Source organism: Sulfuricurvum sp. (assembly GCF_019163035.1).
In the GTDB taxonomy this organism is placed as follows: Bacteria; Campylobacterota; Campylobacteria; order Campylobacterales; family Sulfurimonadaceae; genus Sulfuricurvum.
Genome location: NZ_JAFLKV010000015.1, coordinates 1 through 18697, shown reverse-complemented (window position 1 = coordinate 18697; position 18697 = coordinate 1). Strand labels below are relative to the sequence as shown.

Below are 18697 nucleotides of genomic sequence, written 5' to 3'. Positions count from 1 at the left end.
TACAATTAATAAATATTAGATGCAATATTGAGTTTTAGTTTACTATAAACCAATCATTCATAAGGTCTGGCGTATTATAGGTTATTTTTTGTTTATTTTTATAACCGAATACCGCCTTACCTGCTTCTCTTACAATAGTATCTGCTGCTGCAGTATCCCATTCCATTGTTGGGGCAAGTCTGGGATAAATATCAGCACTACCTTCGGCTATCATACAAAACTTTAGAGAACTTCCTCTAGAGACACATTCAATTCTTTCGGTTGTTTTGGCAAGCTGATGAATATATTCTTCGGTCTCAGGATTCAGATGCGATTTGCTTGCTACTACACGTAAAAGTTTTTCAGGATGTTCATTGATATATAATGGAAGTTTTTTCCCGTCTTTGAAGGCCCCTTTACCTTGTACAGCCCAATACATATCATCCAATGCCGGAGCGTATACAACACCAAGCACGGGAGTATCTATATGAATAAGTGCAATATTGACTGTAAATTCACCATTTTTTTTGATAAATTCTTTGGTACCATCGAGCGGATCGACCATCCAAAAATACTCCCACTCTTTTCGTTCTTCAAAAGGAATTTCTTTACCTTCTTCAGAGAGGATTGGAAGTTTGACCGATAAAGCGTTTAGACCATCTGTAATTATGTCATTGGCTACTTTATCTGCTTTCGTTAAGGGACTATTATCATCTTTATAGATAACTTCAAACTCTTGTTGATAGATTTCAATAATAGCTTGACCGGCTTGTTCTGCAATGGTAATAATATCTCTAATATCAATCAGATCAACCATTCAAATATCCTTGATTTATGAGAGTATCAATAATGAGCTGAACCGATTCATCCACACTCATTACATCGGTTTTAATATGAATATCCGGATTCATAGGAGCTTCATATGGCGAATCGATACCCGTAAAGTTTTTGATCTCACCGCATCTTGCCTTTTGGTACAGTCCTTTGGGATCACGCTGTTCACATATCTCTATCGGAGCATCAATAAATACTTCGATAAATTCATTTTGATTGACAAGGTTACGGACAATTTGACGATCCGATTGAAAGGGTGAGATGAAAGCACTAATAACAATTAATCCCGCATCGGCAAACAGTTTGCTGACTTCACCGATACGACGGATGTTTTCAACGCGATCGCTATCACTAAATCCTAAATCCTTGTTCAGAGCGTGACGAACATTATCCCCATCGAGAAGATAGGTATGTTTTCCCATCTCATAAAGTTTGTTTTCGAGGGCATTGGCAATCGTCGATTTTCCACTCCCGCTAAGCCCTGTGAACCAAAGTATGCAGGGGCGCTGTTGTTTGATGAATGAGCGATCTTCTTTGGTAATGTGATGATCATGCCAGAGTATGTTATTGGTATTCATATTAGAGCTTTATGTAGTGTTTTTTTAGGTAGTGGATGATGGTTTCAGCTGCTTCTTCCGGACTGGTTAATTCGGTCTCGATAATGATCTCTGCATGCTGTGGTTCTTCATAAACATCGTTGATTCCAGAGAAATTTTGAAGTTCTCCATTGAGTGCTTTGGCGTAAACGCCCTTATAATCTCTAGTTTTACAGGTTTCAATATCAGCTTTGACATAGACTACGACATTGTTTTTGACCATCTCACGGATTGCTTTGCGCGATTCACGGTAAGGGGAGACAAATGAGGCTATTGTAGAAATCGAATTGTTTTGTAATGTTTTGATCAAATGGCCGATTCGGTGCATATGTCGGTTCCGATCTTCACGGCTGTAACCAATGTCAGGGATAACATCACGAATATCTTTGGAGTCGATACGCTCTAGAGGAATATCGTATTTTTGAAGCTTCTCATAAACCAGATTTGCAATGGTAGTTTTACCTGAGAGCGGTAATCCCGTAAACCAGAGATTGAACGGCTCGATCTTTTTTTTGCCCCATCGTACTCTCTGCCACAGTTTTTCATGCACATAATAGAGAGCTACTTTTGAGATGGTTTCAACCACTCCTGCAGCAATTGCCAGGTCCAGTCGTTTGAAGAAGATATAGACGATTACAACTGTAGTGGCCGTTGCGAAAAAGCGCCAACTAAATCCTTTGGCAACGGTACGAATATTGGTCTCTTTATACATCAGATTGCTTTGCATCCCCATTCAGGATAATGTTGACGGATATAGGCATTGAGATCTATCTCATCTTGTGTGTAATGGCGATGATTAGCCGAGATATTTTCACTCTCTCGTCGGCTTACATCGACAATCATACCGGCTGCTACGGTATTGTTGGTAAGGCGATCAATCACGATAAAACTACCGGTAGAGCGATTAGAATGGTAGGGATCAACTGCTATCGGTCGGTTTAGTACTAGTTTACAAGAGCCGATATCATTAAGTGTCAGTTCTTGGGTTTGATGTTTTTCATAGGTATTAATATCAACTTTGTAATTGATATGCTCAAAGGTCCCATTAACGGTAGCAGTTGATGATTTTATACTATAGGTATGATGTAACGCCATCGGTGTTTCATCCATCCATACCATCATTACTTTGAGGCTATTGGAAACTCTCGGTAGATGATCAGTATGAACGATCATATCACCCCGGCTGATATCGATTTCATCCTCTGTCGTTAATGTTACCGCCATAGGTGAATAGGCTTCATCGATACACTTAGTTATGACATCATCTGAAATTCCGATTGAGGGGGGGATAATGGATTTAATGCGGGTCGATTTTCCGGAAGGGAGGATGGTAATCTCATCCCCTACCTTAATACTGCCCGATGCGATTGTTCCGCAATAGCCTCTGAAATCAAGGTTAGGACGGTTTACATACTGTACCGGAAAGCGAAATGGCAATGAAGTGTCATATTTACTGGAGAGTTCAACGGTGTTTAGCAACTCCATAAGCGCTTTACCGCTATACCACGGCATGGAGGAACTTGGATTAACGACGTTATCACCTCTCAGTGCTGATAGCGGTAGATAGGTGATAGTTATCTCTTCATGGTTAGGAAGAGTATCGATCATTGCTTCGTATTGGAGTTGGATGCTCTCAAAGGTATCTTGCGAATACGCTAGTAAATCCATTTTATTGATAGCGACAATGAGGTGTTTAATCCCTAGAAGCGAAACGATATAAGAGTGTCGGCGGGTTTGGGTTTGAACGCCGTATCGTGCATCGATGAGGATAATCGCTAAATCGGCTGTTGATGCACCCGTCGCCATGTTACGGGTATATTGTTCATGTCCCGGAGTGTCAGCGATAATGAATTTACGTTTGTCGGTTGAGAAATAGCGATACGCTACATCAATGGTAATCCCCTGCTCTCTCTCACTTTGCAATCCGTCCACTAGAAGTGCTAAATCAAATTCACCGCTTTGAGTTCCCATTTTTTTAGAGTCTTGTTCGATGGATGAGAGTTGATCTTCAAAGATCATTTTTGAATCGTATAACAAGCGTCCGATCAAAGTACTTTTTCCATCATCAACACTACCGCAGGTAATGAACCTCAATAGACCTTTATTCTCATGGACTTTTAGGTAACTTTCGATGTCAGTTGCGATCAATTCATCTTGATGTGCCATCAGAAATACCCCTCAATCTTTTTCTTCTCCATAGAAGCAGATGAATCGCTGTCGATCAAGCGACCTTGACGTTCGGACGTTGTGGTAAGTAGCATCTCTTGGATTATGTCAGGCAATGTTGTCGCCATGGATTCTACAGCACCAGTGAGCGGATAACACCCCAGTGTTCGAAATCGCACCATTTCTTTTTTAGCATTACGGCGTAGTTCTTCGGGCATACGATCATCATCAACCATGATCTTTGTTCCACCCATCTCTACCACCTCACGCTCTGCTGCGAAATACAATGAGGGGATTGGGATTTGTTCCATATAAATGTATTGCCAGATATCCAGCTCTGTCCAGTTGGAGAGGGGAAATACCCGTATACTTTCGTCTTTTCGATACCGACCATTGTAGAGATTCCACAACTCTGGACGTTGGTTCTTTGGATCCCATCGGTGGTGGTGATCTCGGAAGGAGTAAATCCGCTCTTTGGCTCTGCTTTTCTCTTCATCACGGCGTGCTCCGCCGAATACGGCGTCAAACTTATAAAGCTCTAGCATCTGCTTAAGCCCTTCGGTTTTCATAATATCGGTGTGGAGCGCTGAACCGTGTTTAAAGGGGCTGATATTCATCTCTGCACCTTTAGGGTTGATATGGACGATAAGATCCATTCCCACCTCTTTAGCCCGTCGGTCACGAAATTCGATCATCTCACGGAATTTCCACATGGTATCTACGTGCACAAGAGGAAATGGGGGCGGAGCAGGATAAAAAGCTTTTTGTGCCAAATGAAGCATGACTGAGGAATCTTTTCCTATACTGTAAAGCATCGCAGGATTATCGAATTCCGCAACGACTTCACGCATTATGTGGATAGATTCGGCTTCGAGAGCTTTGAGGTGAGTCATTTTTACACTTCTCCTTTATGACTTTCTCGCCACGATGGTGTGCAATTCCCACCGCATCCCGACTTTACCATCAGGAAATTCATCAATTCCAAGATATTCGATAATTGCATCTACTGTTTGTTTGCTACTTACCTTTTTGATGTCAAAGAGAGTATTGCAAAATATTCCCATAGAGAGAATATCATCAAAAATCCAATAAAAAGATTCAATCGTATCGGAGATAATGGAAAAACCACTTTTTTTAAGTTCGGATGCGGTTTGCGAATGGAGAAAAATCCCCTGATGACCGGTCGTGTTATTGGAACCGACATAGTTGTCCAGAAATTTTGCAACTTTTGAGTCTTCGCGAACATCGGAAAGAACCAATGTTCCCGTTTTTCCAAGTACCCTAAAAAATTCATTGAACAATTCTGTTTTATCCTCCAGATGATGCACACCTGCGATGGAGAACAATACATCGGCTCCATTCTCCTCAAACGGCAACGGCAACAAAGAGTTAGAAGCTATATCATTATTTTGTCGATAAAATGTATCACAAGGTTCGTGTGGAAAATAGATGATTCCATCCGGTAAAAAGGATCGAAGATACTCCCCTCCGGCGGGAACATCTATCACCTTCATCCCGTTGGTTAGATTCACTTTTTCAATCGCTTGAAGAAATTCCTGATCTCTAGCAGATGGATTTAAGCGCATCGCACGGTCGTATTCCCCTCCCCGAAGGGTAAAAAGGTCGGTATAACTCTGTGAATTCATGAACGTCCTCTAACAAGGTTCCCAAATGCTTTATGAACCGCTTCATTGGCATTTTTTAGATACTCTTCATCGTGATCGGCATAAGGACGCATACACACATTAGCTTCAAAAAGGACTACTTTTCCATCGTCCGATAGAGCGCAGTCGATACCAAAATAATCAAGTTGAAGATGATTGTACACATGAGCGCAAAACGCTTTCAATATAGGTGGAGGGTTTTCCAAAAAGCTTTTTTCTTCTTCTTGATAGCTCTTTTGAGACATTAAACTGCTCCGACTTTGCGAATGGATCATCCACGATTCAGAAACGATTTTATGTCTGGGATAAGGGACTCCGTCAATAATAAAAAATCGCATCTTACGGTATAAACCATCCGAGTTTTGGCAATCGATAAATTCCGTCATGAAATATTGAGCTTTACCGTCCATCGGATACCCTGTAAATGGAGCCGTTTTGTAATCATCTATCCGTATCAGCCCTTCTCCTCCATGGGAAACAACCGGTCGGAACAAAAAACTGCTCCCGCCGAATACCTCGACAGCGGTTTTTAGAATGTCGTTTGAATCGTATGGAGTAATGCGGAGTGTTTTCGGAATCACGAAATCTTCACTTGAGGGTAATTCTTGGGATAAACGATCCCGGGATGTTTTGTGTATCAATTCAGGGCGATTGATGAATGGTACACCTAAAGAGATAGTGTTTAAAAGCGATAACGATTTGGTATGGATCTCAGGATCACAAATCATGTTCACGATAACATCGGGACGTTGTTTGAGATCAAACTGCTCCGGATATCTCTCTCCTCCGATGTAAAGCGTTTTTTCGTAACACCCCTCTACCTTATACTTTTCTAAAAATGAGCTGTTTCCATCAAACAAGAGGGCAAATTGCTGAAAAAAACCGTCATTATAGACAACATTAGCACGGTTATCATCTGGGATACCAATAATTTTCAACACTTGTAACGGTTTAGGTTGATCAAATATACCCATAGGGGTGTCAAATCGGACTTCCCATATCCCTAAGCCTCGTGAACTCTTGCCATAATAAGTATATCCCCGTCTGCTCATGTAGTCGGTCGTCTCTGAGAGTTTGGCAAGTTTTACGTTTTCAAGTTCCAGTGCAATCCCCTGATACTGTTCTGAAAACCGTTGTTTCAGCTCGGTATAGTTCAACTGCATTATCTGCGTTCGACGACGGTTACTTCCGCGACTTGTTTCTTGAATGAACATCCGAAGAAAAAACCACGGTTTCTCACCCGCGTTTAGAAGAGCGGGATAAATTGTACTCACCCCAACGACTTGACCCTCTGAGAGGATCAGCACCGAAACTTGATTTACCCTGTTTTGAGCTTCTTGGAGGGATAAAACCCCTGCAGATACCCACATATGGATAACCCCGTTTTTTTGCTCTTCGGTGAGATTCTGGTAAACAAATTGAATTTCCATCATTTTTTCTTTTTGACTTTCAATTCTTTTGCTATGATTGCCAGCGCATTTTTGGCTTTTAGATGCTCAGGGTTCAGTTCGAGTATTTTTTCGTAATTGACTTTTGCCATTTTTAAATCACCCCGTTTGTAATAAACGTATCCGAGCGAATCGTAGGCTTCGAGAATGGACGCATCTTTATCGATCACATCATGGAGTACTTCGAGCGCTTCGTCAAATCGATCCAAATCCCCTAATGCTACCGCCATATTAAACGTTGCAGGTAGATAATCGCTTTGAATAGCAAGCGCTTTTTTGAACTCTTCAATCGCCTCTTCTTTTTTGTTTTCGTTGAAAAAATCATTCCCTTTTTCGAAATACGGTGCTGCCCGCTCAATTGCCGTTTCCGCCATTTTAACCTGTTCAATATCTTCGGGAGCGATCATGTAGTTCCCTTTTGATAGATCATGATCAAATCCGTAAATATCCATATGACGATGAGGCAAGACGCTCACGGCAAACACTTCATCGATTCCATCGGTAAATTCAATGAACGAAACGATTTGACCTGTCTTGATATTGACCACCCAAACACCCGCAACCCGTTTAGGAAGTTTCGTAATCGGCAACCCGCTAAATGTTACACTTTCGCGGACTTTGGAGAGACCGATAAACGCCAAATCTCCCACCATCTGCAATCCTCGAGTAAACCCCGGCAAAGCTGTCACCTCAATCACTTTTTTCTTTTTAAAATCGTAATACGAAAGCGAGCCTTTACCCGATTCGAGGAGCCAGAGTTTATCCTGATGCCAGCGTGGAGAATGGGGCATCGATAGACCTTTGGCTAAAACCGTGTTCGTGGTAATATCCATCAATATCCCCCCATCGGCTTTGGTCGCTCTCCACCCTAACGGTTCGTCGCTTGTCCCCAATGCCGTCACGTAACGCGGTTCTCCATCGCGGGTGCAAAAACCGTTTAGATGACATTTATCGATCGGCTGAAGGAGAGAAATAAAAGGGGGGGTCCATATAGGCTTAAAACTGCTGTTGCCGTTATCGATACAAAGACACGAAAACTTAGTGTTTACAAAATAGAGTTGATCTTTGCAAAATTCCATCTCATGGATATCGATATCGGCGGTAAAATGGATGTTTTGCGGGAGATAACACGCATCATAGCTCCCCTGCGGCTCGATTTTCGAAGCAGCCCCTGCGTAGTTTGCAAACTGCCAAATCCCATGCCCCAAACCTGCCCAAAGTTTCCCCTGATGGGTCACCATCCCCATAGGTCTTGGAAACTCTTTGTAACGTAGGTCGAGTTTGCCCTGATCAGCACCGATCACCATAATTTTCCCCGCCTGATAGGTACTCATCAGGATCGTTACACCCATCTGTTCCAACAAAGAGACCAAATTAACTGAATAGTTGAAATCGATTTTAGAACTCTGATTAGGTTGTTTTTTCATAGATATATCCCTTTTTTTGATTATTTTTCTCTATCATTTATCTGAACGATCCATTCTCTCCATCTCTCAATCCACCCATCGCTATGAGTGCACTCCTCGCATATCACGTTACGGAGTCGATTTGGTTTTGAGACCCTTTTGGAATAGCTTTGAAACATATCGATTGGAACAACGGTATCTTTACCCCCCACAAAATGGGTTTGAGGTATGTTTGATACCGCATCGGCTTTATCAGCGGGATTCAACGATCCCTCTAACGGCGAAAGAGCATGGTAAGCAACCCATCCATCGGTATCGAGATTTCCCGCAACCGTGATGATATGACGAACATCATGACGCCCCTCTGCACTCAACACTGCAATCGCCCCGCCTCCTGAATAACCGATTATATCAAATTGTTCTATGCCATTGCTCTTTTTGATTTGATTCAACGCATCTTGGTAGCTATCGATGATCTCCCGACTAAAACGGCGTGAACCCCAATACTCGCTATGACATTTTGAATCATTCGTGTATTGACAGGGTCGGGCAATATAAACTTTACATCGAGTTGGATCAGCCGCCATAAGTTTAGCCGCCAGAGGATTGATCGGGGTTGGATTATCTGAGAGTTTCGAGCGTGTTTTCCATGCGAAACCATCTCCCTCGATATAGACTCGCATACTTTTATCTTCACAACGTGAAAAATCTTGTAACGAGTACAACGAAAAATAGGGAGTCTGAATCGTATCGGATTTCCAGTGATACTGTGATGAAAGAGACGACAACTTTTGTTGCCTCTCTCGTAGAGAAGGGACTGCAGAACACCCAGAAAATAAGAGCATAAAGATAAGGGTGAAAGCAGTGTTATAGGACAAATGCTCTCCTTTCTCATCAAATTAACTAATTATTACGTATTAAGATCGCATTCATATCGCAAAATTATAAAAAATGATACTTCTATAATCCTGCGACTAAAATAAGCGAATGTGGATTATTGCCGTTGGATACAAAGCTCAAACCCTTTCCTCCGATATAGGAATCCTGAATCTTAAGCCCGAATGAGCGAAATTCTTGCTCTGCCTCATCCACCGTGCGATAGGGGAGATTTTGACGGCTCATCATCGTATAGTAATCCACCAAATCATCTCTTCTAAAATACGTATTCTCTTTTGTATCTACACGCTCAAAAGCGGTTTGTGTTTTTTGCTCGATCCATACACCGATATCATCAGGGCTATTATCCTCTGTTTTGTTGCGCATACTGATGAGGAGCTTCCCACCCCTATCCAGCCATAGGGCAAAATTTCTCAACAATCTTCCCCTCCCCTCATCGTCGAAAAACGGAAGCAACGAATGGCAAACGATCAAATCGTACTTTTTTTCCGGTACAAAGGTGAGCAAATCATTGTGTATAATCGTAATATCAGAGCTATCGGCTACAGCAGTGATCGAACACTCCAGCGGGGTCATACATCGATCGACGATGTCGATATAAGCACCAGTGATATCGGTCGCAAAAAGCATGTTCAAAATCCCGCTATCGGCACATCCTGCGATTAAAATATTCATATTGTTTCGGTTAGAAAACTGCTGATTGATGCATTGGACATAGATATCTTTATCCGAATCGATACCCCCGACGAGGGCGTTGGCACGTAAAATAGGCCAGGACACGTGATATCCTCTACACTTATCGCAACAATGTCGATGGGCGGTTTTTACCTGTAACGATGCCAATTTTTGGAGTGAATACACTATCTTATTCATCATCTCTCATCTCCTTGGTATGACGTGGCTATTTTTTGGAGTATCGATCCTTCACCCTGCTCGTGTTCAACTGAAATGACCTCGACATGCTCGGCATGCTCGAAAAAACGTGCGGATAAACCTCCGAAATCGTCTGAAACGATGAGCCAATCGCATCGGCTAAACGGCAAGCCCTCTATAAGTTCATGAGGGGATTGAACGCGACATAGAAGCGCTTCTACCTCTTTGGTATTGAGCAGTGCTTTGGCCCCCTCATAAAACGTAATGTTCTTCGCAGTAACCCTTTCGCCGATCATGATTGTCTCGTTTTCGTATACCCCTACCATTTTAAAAATTTGGGTAAACAATGTTTGAAGCTTCTCAAAGACGTTCTCTTCGCTCCCAAACAGTAAAACAATCGGAATTCTCCCCCCATGCAAAACCAAATGAGAGAGGATCTCTTGATAGATCGCAGGGGTATCGCTGTTACCGATTTGAGGCTGAGCGTTAATTTCACAAATCGCGCATACGAACTCTAAATAAGAGCGTGAGATATCCTCAATCAGTAAATCGACACCCGCAATATCGAGCCTAAGGGCATCGACAGCACGGATCGCTAATGCGAGGTTATCGGGATGAATGTCACACGGCTCTACCAGATAGGTCAACCCTCCCGTGTACGCATTCGCTTTTCGCCGAAGAGGGATAAATTCATTTTTATCCGGAATCGTCGTTTGATTTTTTCCGTATTGTCGGAGCAGATCGCACGCCTCTTCATCCAGCTGTAAAACCATCTTCCCTTTTTCTTTGCTTCGGCGTTTGATTTGGGGATGATTTTGAGCCTCTTCTACCAACTCGGTGATATTTTTGATCCCATCTCCCATCACTCCGCCAGGGGTGCGTAAGATCGTTTTAATCACTCTCCCCTCAAAAACCGTTAGACGATAATCTTTTCCAAAAATATGTTGTTCTATCACCAGATTTTTCGAAAACTCCGCGCTCATGTTAAACGCTTTTCTGAGACTTTGAGGATCTTCCAACCCCGCGAAAACTCCCGTCCCACCCTCTAAATCATAAGGTTTGATAACGACAGGATATCCGATCTCTTGTGCCGATCTGAGTGCCGAATCGATATCGGTAACGACCCTTTGGTTCGGTACAGGCAAACCGCACGATCGAAGCACTCGGTTCGTCCGAAATTTGTTTCCGGCGATCGTGACTCCGAGCATACCACTGTGATCGCTCATCGTACTCTCTAAAAGGCGTGAATGTACCCCTTGCCCGAAAATAGAGATATTTTCTGAATAGAGATCAAACGGTATCTTCAGCGCATGAGCCGCATCGAAAAAACGGATGGCATTGATCCCCTGATGGGCGTATTTTTTGCTCTCTTCGATCACTTTTCGATACTCTTGATCCAAATCATCGCTCGTTTTCGTGTTATTGAGTATCCCATGGATGAGTGTTAAAAGATAGACTAGGATTTTTTGCATCGGTCCAAGATGGACATAGGCGAATGTAACACCGATACGATATCGATTCTCATCGATTTTTTCACAATGGAGAAATCTTCCCCCTTGATAAATCGGTATTTTGCACTCTTTTTGGATGGATTGGAGCATTCGGATAATCCACTCTATCACCGCTTCTCCATTGGACCAATACCCCATATCGGAACACTCGATACCCAAGCGCTCATGACAATAAGCTTGAATCGCACTGCAATCGATCGGGAACAGAGCACTCAGATTCATCGTAAAATAGACACTGGAGTGTTCCATTCCAAAAACATACCCTTTGTAGAGTTTGGTATCTTTGGAATCAACACTTAGTGAAAAAATAGGGCTATTGTTTATGTTCATTAGAGGGTATGGTTATTCCCCCGTGAGGGAGAATATCTTTCTTAGAATTTCCAGACGTATTTGGCAGAGAGGACATGGTTGTCGAAACTGCTTCCTTGACCTTGGTAATTATACATGAAATTAATGTCACCCCCGAGGATGTTTGCTGTTTCATATCCTAAACCGATATCGTACTGCCATCCGCCGTTATCGATTCCATCCGTTGTGAAATCTACACCTGCGGCTCCTTGGTACGATGCCGTTACCGTTTGGCTGTCATGGTGCCAGTCGTATCCGAGTCGGATATCGGCGATGAGTTTCGATTCTTTATTCATTCGGTACTCTCCGATCATCCCTGCTCCGGTGATGAATTGGGTCGAGGTAAATTTCTCTACTTCGAGGTTCATTGTGCCCGCTCCGCTCTCTGAATACGATGGGTTGCTGTAGTGGCGGTAGGTAGCCTCTACGCGTGGGCGAAGCACGATCTCTTTGTTAAGTGCGTAGGTTTGCATTAGTTTGAGATCCAATGATGCTGTTTTCGCTGTAAAATCCGCTGTAGCAACATCGTAGGTAGGGATAACCACACGCTCAGACTCGGTTTTCTGCAATGAATACCCTACTTGGAACAAGAAATCGGTATTCGTATTGATCGGCATATTTCCATAGACCAATGCTGTGTATACTTTAACATCGCTGCTTTGTGCCATTCCGTTTACATCTACATCAGCATCGGTGTAGAAGAATGCCGCACCGAGGCGTTGCTTCGGTGCTACTTCTGCATCGTAACCCATTCCGAATCCGTATGCTTTTACTTCGAACCCGTTCATTCCGTCTTTGTTATCTTGAGAACCTCGGCTTCCGAATGGTTTGATCCAGAGGTTTTGATCACGTAGTGCGATATCCCCTGAGTTCATCCCTGTTCCCATAGTCGTATTCTGGCGCATCTCTACGATCCCTTGAACCCCGTTCATGATCTGTGTTGTCGTCCCTACTGCCGCCGTCGCCACTACTGGTGTTGTGGACTCTACTGCCGCTGCCACTTCTTCAGCTGTCCCCAGTCCCCCTAGAGCACTGAAATATGCTGTCATCTCCGCAGGTACTCCCGCGTCTTGGATCGATTGCAATGCGCTCGCAGCTGATTGGGCATTCGTCGTTCCGCCTCCCGCTACCGTTGAGGCTACGATATTGTCCTCTGATGCAGCTACGATGTTGAGATCGATCGTCTCTCCATCTTCTACGTATTCAAATGCCAATAGTTCAGAATTATCGGTAACGTTTAACGTTCCGTTGATTGTTAAGCTATTGCTTGCACTCACAACATCTTCTAAGGTTGTCCCTTGGATAAGCGCTACATTAGTAGAAGCCGCCAGTACATTAACACTAATCGTACTTCCATCTTCAAACGTAGCATCAGTAGTTGCAAGTTGCGAGTGGGTTGTCGTCGTTCCATCGGTTAAAAGTCCGATAGTTAAAGTTCCGCTATTGACAAAAGTACCTACAAAAGCATCATGATCCGCATCACCATTAGCATCATGTGGCAAAGAGATGGTTCCTGCATTGGTAAGGGTTGAGTAGTTAGAGAGATGAATATTTCCATCAAGCTCCCCTGTAGAGGTGTTGGTCACATTGAGCGCTGTTTGACTGGTTCCATAAAGAGCTAATCCATCCGAACTCGCTTCATCATTTACCGTAACGGTGATAGTTCCGCTGTTGGTGATATTGAATTGACTAGGAGTACTATAATTCTCAGTCGACCCAACATAGATACCTTTAGATACATAACCTGTACCCGCATTGACCGTGATGGTGCCGCTATTGGTAATCGAAGCTAAAGGATTATATGGACTAGTAGTATCCAAATACATACCACCAACTTTGATACCAACAGCTTCATTTACTGCATCTACTTCGATACTGTCGCTATTGAGCACAGAAGTGCTGTCGTGCATCGAAGAAACGTTGATACCAAACCCATCTTCACCAGAGGTTATAGAGATAGTCCCTGCATTGGTAATACTAGAACTAGCATACATATCACTATCCACTCGGATACCAAATAGATCTGTGCTAGTGTCGTTTGTAAGAGAGATAAGACCATCCGCGGTGTTTACAACCTGTGATGCAGCATTCATGTTAGCTTGTATATCTATACCAATATTATAAGTTGAGCTTCCACCCGTAATATTCGCAGTTATCGTTCCAGAGTTGGTGATGATCGCTTCTCTTGTAGCACTGTCTGATAAAACTGTACTGATGTCCATCCCTGAAATCCATCCCATAACACCATCAAGATTGATCGTCCCAGAGTTAGTCACCTGTAAACCTGTTGCCACACCGCCAAAACCAATGCGAATACCTCTGCCGTCATCACTATTTGAAATAAGATTGATATCACCATCATTGATAACCGTAGTATCGATTCCACTCATACTTGCAAGATTGAAACCGCTAGCTAGAGCAGAATTTGTCGATTCTATGGTCATAGTACCTGTGTTGCTTAGGGTAGTTCCTGACACAGAACCTTGTGTAGCAATACCAGTTGCAATCCCATAACTCGTGACATTTAAAGTGCCGCTGTTGGTAACACTAGAGCTTGTCACCGAAGTTAGTGCTATGCCCGTAGCAGCATCGGCAACCGAACTAGCATTTATAATACCCGCATTTTCAATCGTACTCGTTCCAATAGCACTGGTAACCTTAATAGCAAATGCAGCACCAACACTAGTAACATCTATCGTTGCACCCTCTGCATTTAAGATGCCTGAATCTGTCAAGGTAAATAATTTTAAACCACTAGCTTCAATATTAGATGAAGAGACACTAATAGTACCCGCATTTTCAATCCCACTGTTTGTAATAGCACCGGTACTTTCAATACCAAATGCACCAACTGTACTCGTACTATTAGCATCGATAGTTCCATTGTTAGTGATATCTGCTCCATTTAAAGCAACCCCACCAAATTTTATCCCTATGGCATATCTAGAACTACTATCGGCTTCAAGGGTACCATTATTGGTAATAGTACCGCTAAGAGGATTTGCTCCCCCCATAACTCCTTGAAAAAAACCAAGAGCAACTGCTTTTTTAGTTCCTGTATCGGTCGTAGAACTTACGGTTACCCCAGAATCAATAGTGATACTTGCATCATTAAAATCAGCAATCTCTATCGTAGAATCATCATCGCCTGCAGGATTGGTAGCGGAAATACTATGACCTATTTGGATAATGGTATTATGATCCATATTGTCAATAAAGACATTACTACCCGTTAGATTGGTAATTGCCGTTGTGACGGCGGTTACATCATCAGCATTAATCGAATTGGTACCGCTAGTTAAGTTTTGTGCATTGGCATCACCTACTATCGCACTTGAGCTTACCAATAAAGCTGAAACCACTAGGGAAATCTTCCCACCTTTGAGAATCCGAAACCGTGAAGAGTAATCTGGGGTATACTTCATCATTCATCCTTTGAGAGTATTTGATGAAGTATTATAGAGTTTCAATATCGCATCCATATCGCACCTAAAAATTTATTTTGCGATATTGTTTATGTTCATTAGAGGGTATGGTTATTCCCCCGTGAGGGAGAATATCTTTCTTAGAATTTCCAGACGTATTTGGCAGAGAGGACATGGTTGTCGAAACTGCTTCCTTGACCTTGGTAATTATACATGAAATTAATGTCACCCCCGAGGATGTTTGCTGTTTCATATCCTAAACCGATATCGTACTGCCATCCGCCGTTATCGATTCCATCCGTTGTGAAATCTACACCTGCGGCTCCTTGGTACGATGCCGTTACCGTTTGGCTGTCATGGTGCCAGTCGTATCCGAGTCGGATATCGGCGATGAGTTTCGATTCTTTATTCATTCGGTACTCTCCGATCATCCCTGCTCCGGTGATGAATTGGGTCGAGGTAAATTTCTCTACTTCGAGGTTCATTGTGCCCGCTCCGCTCTCTGAATACGATGGGTTGCTGTAGTGGCGGTAGGTAGCCTCTACGCGTGGGCGAAGCACGATCTCTTTGTTAAGTGCGTAGGTTTGCATTAGTTTGAGATCCAATGATGCTGTTTTCGCTGTAAAATCCGCTGTAGCAACATCGTAGGTAGGGATAACCACACGCTCAGACTCGGTTTTCTGCAATGAATACCCTACTTGGAACAAGAAATCGGTATTCGTATTGATCGGCATATTTCCATAGACCAATGCTGTGTATACTTTAACATCGCTGCTTTGTGCCATTCCGTTTACATCTACATCAGCATCGGTGTAGAAGAATGCCGCACCGAGGCGTTGCTTCGGTGCTACTTCTGCATCGTAACCCATTCCGAATCCGTATGCTTTTACTTCGAACCCGTTCATTCCGTCTTTGTTATCTTGAGAACCTCGGCTTCCGAATGGTTTGATCCAGAGGTTTTGATCACGTAGTGCGATATCCCCTGAGTTCATCCCTGTTCCCATAGTCGTATTCTGGCGCATCTCTACGATCCCTTGAACCCCGTTCATGATCTGTGTTGTCGTCCCTACTGCCGCCGTCGCCACTACTGGTGTTGTGGACTCTACTGCCGCTGCCACTTCTTCAGCTGTCCCCAGTCCCCCTAGAGCACTGAAATATGCTGTCATCTCCGCAGGTACTCCCGCGTCTTGGATCGATTGCAATGCGCTCGCAGCTGATTGGGCATTCGTCGTTCCGCCTCCCGCTACCGTTGAGGCTACGATATTGTCCTCTGATGCAGCTACGATGTTGAGATCGATTTGATCTGTTCCACCACCACCCGCTACCACTTCATATTCAAAGTTTAAAAGTGCCGAATTGTCTTGGACACTTAGGTCATGAATAGTGATAGTGCCACTATCAAGTACATTTTCCAATACTCCGCCGGCTAATAATTCGACGTTTGTTGAAGCCTCTAAAACATTTACTTTTAGGATTGAACCTGTATTAAAAGTGGTATCACCAACAACTCTTAGGTGCGAGTGGGTTGTGGTTGTCCCATCGGTTAATACTCCGATTTCGATCGTTCCGCTGTTGACTAAATCTCCACCGATAAATGCAGAAGAACCCCCTGTTGCATTATGTGGCAATGAGATAAGCCCTGCGTTGGTTACACTTCCACTTACTTGAAGATTTCCATAGAGTTTACCGGTAGAAGTATTGGTAACATTTACTCCTGATGGTACTTTTATAGAATATGCGTCAGCATCTAGTTCATTATTGATCGTTGCTCTAATAGTTCCTGAGTTTTGGATAGCTGAATTGCTCGAAGCACCTGTAATGGATATACCTTTTACAGATGTAGCTGCAGAGTTGTTAGTATCAACAGAAATAGTTCCGCTGTTGGTAACATTGGAGTCTGCTAAGGAAACTAGTTTTATCCCATCAGCATTTCCAGTTGAATTTAGTGTAATAGTTCCTGCATTGGTGATGGTTGAAGATGCACTGACTACCCCAAAGTTAATACCCAAAGCAAAAGCATTGGTTCCCCCTGTAGAAGAGACAGTTATATCTGCACCACTGGCATTGGTGATAGTTCCTCCAGTGATAGCTCCCATAAGATTGACAGCAGCGGCACCACTGTTGGTCGTGACTGTGTTTGAAATACTTCCCTCATTGGTAATAGTTCCTGTAATAGCTGTAGTTTCAAATACCGCACTGGCATTGGTTCCACCTGTAAGGGTAATCTCTCCTTGATTAAGCACATCGTTACTTAATGCATTAGTTGTAATATCTAAAGCCGTTACCTGACTATCAACTATAATAGAACCTGCTGAAGTAATAGTCAAATCTTCACTATTACCCGTAGTAAAATCCGTGTTGACCGTCACTGCTGTATTTATTTCTAGTGCATTAGCATTTGTTACCATCACACTTGAGCTTACCAATAAAGCTGAAACCACTAGGGAAATTTTCCCACCTTTGAGAATCCGAAACCGTGAAGAGTAATCGGGGTTATACTTCATCATTCATCCTTGAGAGTATTTAATGGAAGTATTATAGAATTTCGATATCGCATCTATATCGCACATAAAAATTTATTTTGCGATATATTTGCGATAGCATTTCGATAAAGTACGAGTACTGATTTGAAAATTTAGGCAAGGTACTATTGTATGCTTTCGTATTTAAAAGATAAAACGATTCTCTTTGTCGAAGATAATGTCGAATTTGCGGCAAATACAACCACATTGCTTAAAATTTTCGTCGAACAGGTCATTCACGCATCGACTCTTGCAGAAGCACATGATGTTCTCGTACATGAATCGATCGACATCATCATCACCGATATCAAACTCAAAAATGAAAACGGAATCGATTTCATCCGTGATGTCCGCTCCGCCGATAACTCAACACCCATTATTATTATCAGCGGTCATAAGGATGAAGCGTTTTTGTTCCGTTCCATCCCGCTAAATCTTACTGCCTATCTCCTCAAACCAATCAAATACGAAGATTTGATCGATGCAATGGAGCGATGCAGTGAAAAGCTCAAAGTCCAAAATGAAACTCAAAAAGAGCTCAAAGAGGGATGGGTATATGAGAGTGAAACCAAAACACTACTCAAAGAGAATCAACACTATAGCCTCAACAAAAAAGAGGCACTGTTTATGGAACTTCTCTCGATCAACCGAGATCGCCTCATTACCAAAGAGATGCTTCAATCTAGCGTATGGATAGAGGATGAGATGAGTGATTCAGCGATAACCAATTTTATTATGCGAATCCGCCGCCGATTCGGAAAAGATTTTATCTATACCATCCCTGATCTAGGATATCGATTCAAACTCTAGCTGAGTTCAAGGGTACAATCATCAACCATCTCCTCTTGGAGACTCATCGCATAGAGTTTGTATTTCATATCTTCGATAACGATATGATCGATTAACGCTTTTTTGATAATAAATTTGAGTTTTGTCCGAATCATCGCCAAAGTCGGTGAGGAAGTTACTGAACTATTCACAAACTCGATAATTTCACGATGGAGATTTTTGTGATACTCGTATTCGGG

General features: G+C 42.8%; 14 protein-coding genes and 1 pseudogene. 1 reads left to right on the top strand and 14 read right to left on the bottom strand.

The window, feature by feature from the left end; translation table 11 throughout:
- Positions 1–34 precede the first annotated feature (34 nt).
- The 13 genes from cysQ to JZU62_RS01335 all read right to left on the bottom strand — a co-directional run bounded on the left by cysQ (position 35) and on the right by JZU62_RS01335 (position 17651).
- Positions 35–796 (bottom strand): 3'(2'),5'-bisphosphate nucleotidase CysQ, encoded by a 762-nt coding sequence (gene cysQ / locus JZU62_RS01395; protein WP_295011191.1) that lies wholly within the window; start codon positions 794–796, stop codon positions 35–37.
- Positions 789–1391, bottom strand: coding sequence for an adenylyl-sulfate kinase (cysC, locus tag JZU62_RS01390; RefSeq protein ID WP_295011190.1), 603 nt, complete (start codon positions 1389–1391; stop codon positions 789–791). Before cysC (JZU62_RS01390) ends, cysQ begins: the two co-directional genes overlap by 8 nt.
- 1 nt (position 1392) lies before the next feature.
- Complete coding sequence (gene cysC, locus JZU62_RS01385; RefSeq protein WP_295011189.1) at positions 1393–2121, bottom strand: adenylyl-sulfate kinase; 729 nt, start codon at positions 2119–2121, stop codon at positions 1393–1395.
- Complete coding sequence (gene cysN, locus JZU62_RS01380) at positions 2121–3575, bottom strand: sulfate adenylyltransferase subunit CysN (RefSeq protein WP_295011188.1); 1455 nt, start codon at positions 3573–3575, stop codon at positions 2121–2123. Before cysN ends, cysC (JZU62_RS01385) begins: the two co-directional genes overlap by 1 nt.
- Positions 3575–4468 (bottom strand): sulfate adenylyltransferase subunit CysD, encoded by an 894-nt coding sequence (cysD, locus tag JZU62_RS01375; RefSeq protein ID WP_295011187.1) that lies wholly within the window; start codon positions 4466–4468, stop codon positions 3575–3577. Before cysD ends, cysN begins: the two co-directional genes overlap by 1 nt.
- Before the next feature lie 15 nt (positions 4469–4483).
- Entirely contained in the window at positions 4484–5221 is a 738-nt protein-coding gene (locus JZU62_RS01370) for a methyltransferase domain-containing protein (protein ID WP_295011186.1), read from the bottom strand.
- The gene (locus JZU62_RS01365; RefSeq protein ID WP_295011184.1) at positions 5218–6669 is read right to left on the bottom strand and encodes a hypothetical protein; all 1452 of its coding nucleotides are present in this window, start codon (positions 6667–6669) and stop codon (positions 5218–5220) included. The genes JZU62_RS01370 and JZU62_RS01365 overlap by 4 nt, the downstream gene beginning before the upstream one ends.
- Positions 6669–8114, bottom strand: a complete 1446-nt coding sequence (locus tag JZU62_RS01360) for a TIGR03032 family protein (RefSeq protein WP_295011182.1) — start codon at positions 8112–8114, stop codon at positions 6669–6671. The genes JZU62_RS01365 and JZU62_RS01360 overlap by 1 nt, the downstream gene beginning before the upstream one ends.
- A 20-nt stretch (positions 8115–8134) precedes the next feature.
- Complete coding sequence (locus tag JZU62_RS01355; RefSeq protein ID WP_295011180.1) at positions 8135–8776, bottom strand: alpha/beta hydrolase; 642 nt, start codon at positions 8774–8776, stop codon at positions 8135–8137.
- Positions 8777–9053: 277 nt separating this feature from the next.
- Entirely contained in the window at positions 9054–9770 is a 717-nt protein-coding gene (locus tag JZU62_RS01350; protein ID WP_295011177.1) for a CheR family methyltransferase, read from the bottom strand.
- A gap of 92 nt (positions 9771–9862) precedes the next feature.
- Positions 9863–11704, bottom strand: a complete 1842-nt coding sequence (locus tag JZU62_RS01345; RefSeq protein ID WP_295011175.1) for a hypothetical protein — start codon at positions 11702–11704, stop codon at positions 9863–9865.
- A 41-nt stretch (positions 11705–11745) separates the two neighbouring features.
- Positions 11746–15147: an autotransporter outer membrane beta-barrel domain-containing protein gene (locus JZU62_RS01340; RefSeq protein WP_295011173.1), complete on the bottom strand. Its 3402-nt coding sequence runs from the start codon at positions 15145–15147 to the stop codon at positions 11746–11748.
- Positions 15148–15287: 140 nt separating this feature from the next.
- Positions 15288–17651, bottom strand: coding sequence for an autotransporter domain-containing protein (locus JZU62_RS01335; RefSeq protein ID WP_295011171.1), 2364 nt, complete (start codon positions 17649–17651; stop codon positions 15288–15290).
- A gap of 150 nt (positions 17652–17801) precedes the next feature.
- On the opposite strand from JZU62_RS01335, the gene JZU62_RS01330 reads away from it, so the two are divergent.
- Positions 17802–18479: a response regulator transcription factor gene (locus JZU62_RS01330; RefSeq protein WP_295011170.1), complete on the top strand. Its 678-nt coding sequence runs from the start codon at positions 17802–17804 to the stop codon at positions 18477–18479.
- On the opposite strand, the pseudogene JZU62_RS01325 reads toward JZU62_RS01330, so the two are convergent.
- Positions 18476–18697, bottom strand: a pseudogene (locus tag JZU62_RS01325) (non-heme iron protein, hemerythrin family); the annotation flags it as partial. The gene JZU62_RS01330 and the pseudogene JZU62_RS01325 sit on opposite strands and share 4 nt — an antisense overlap.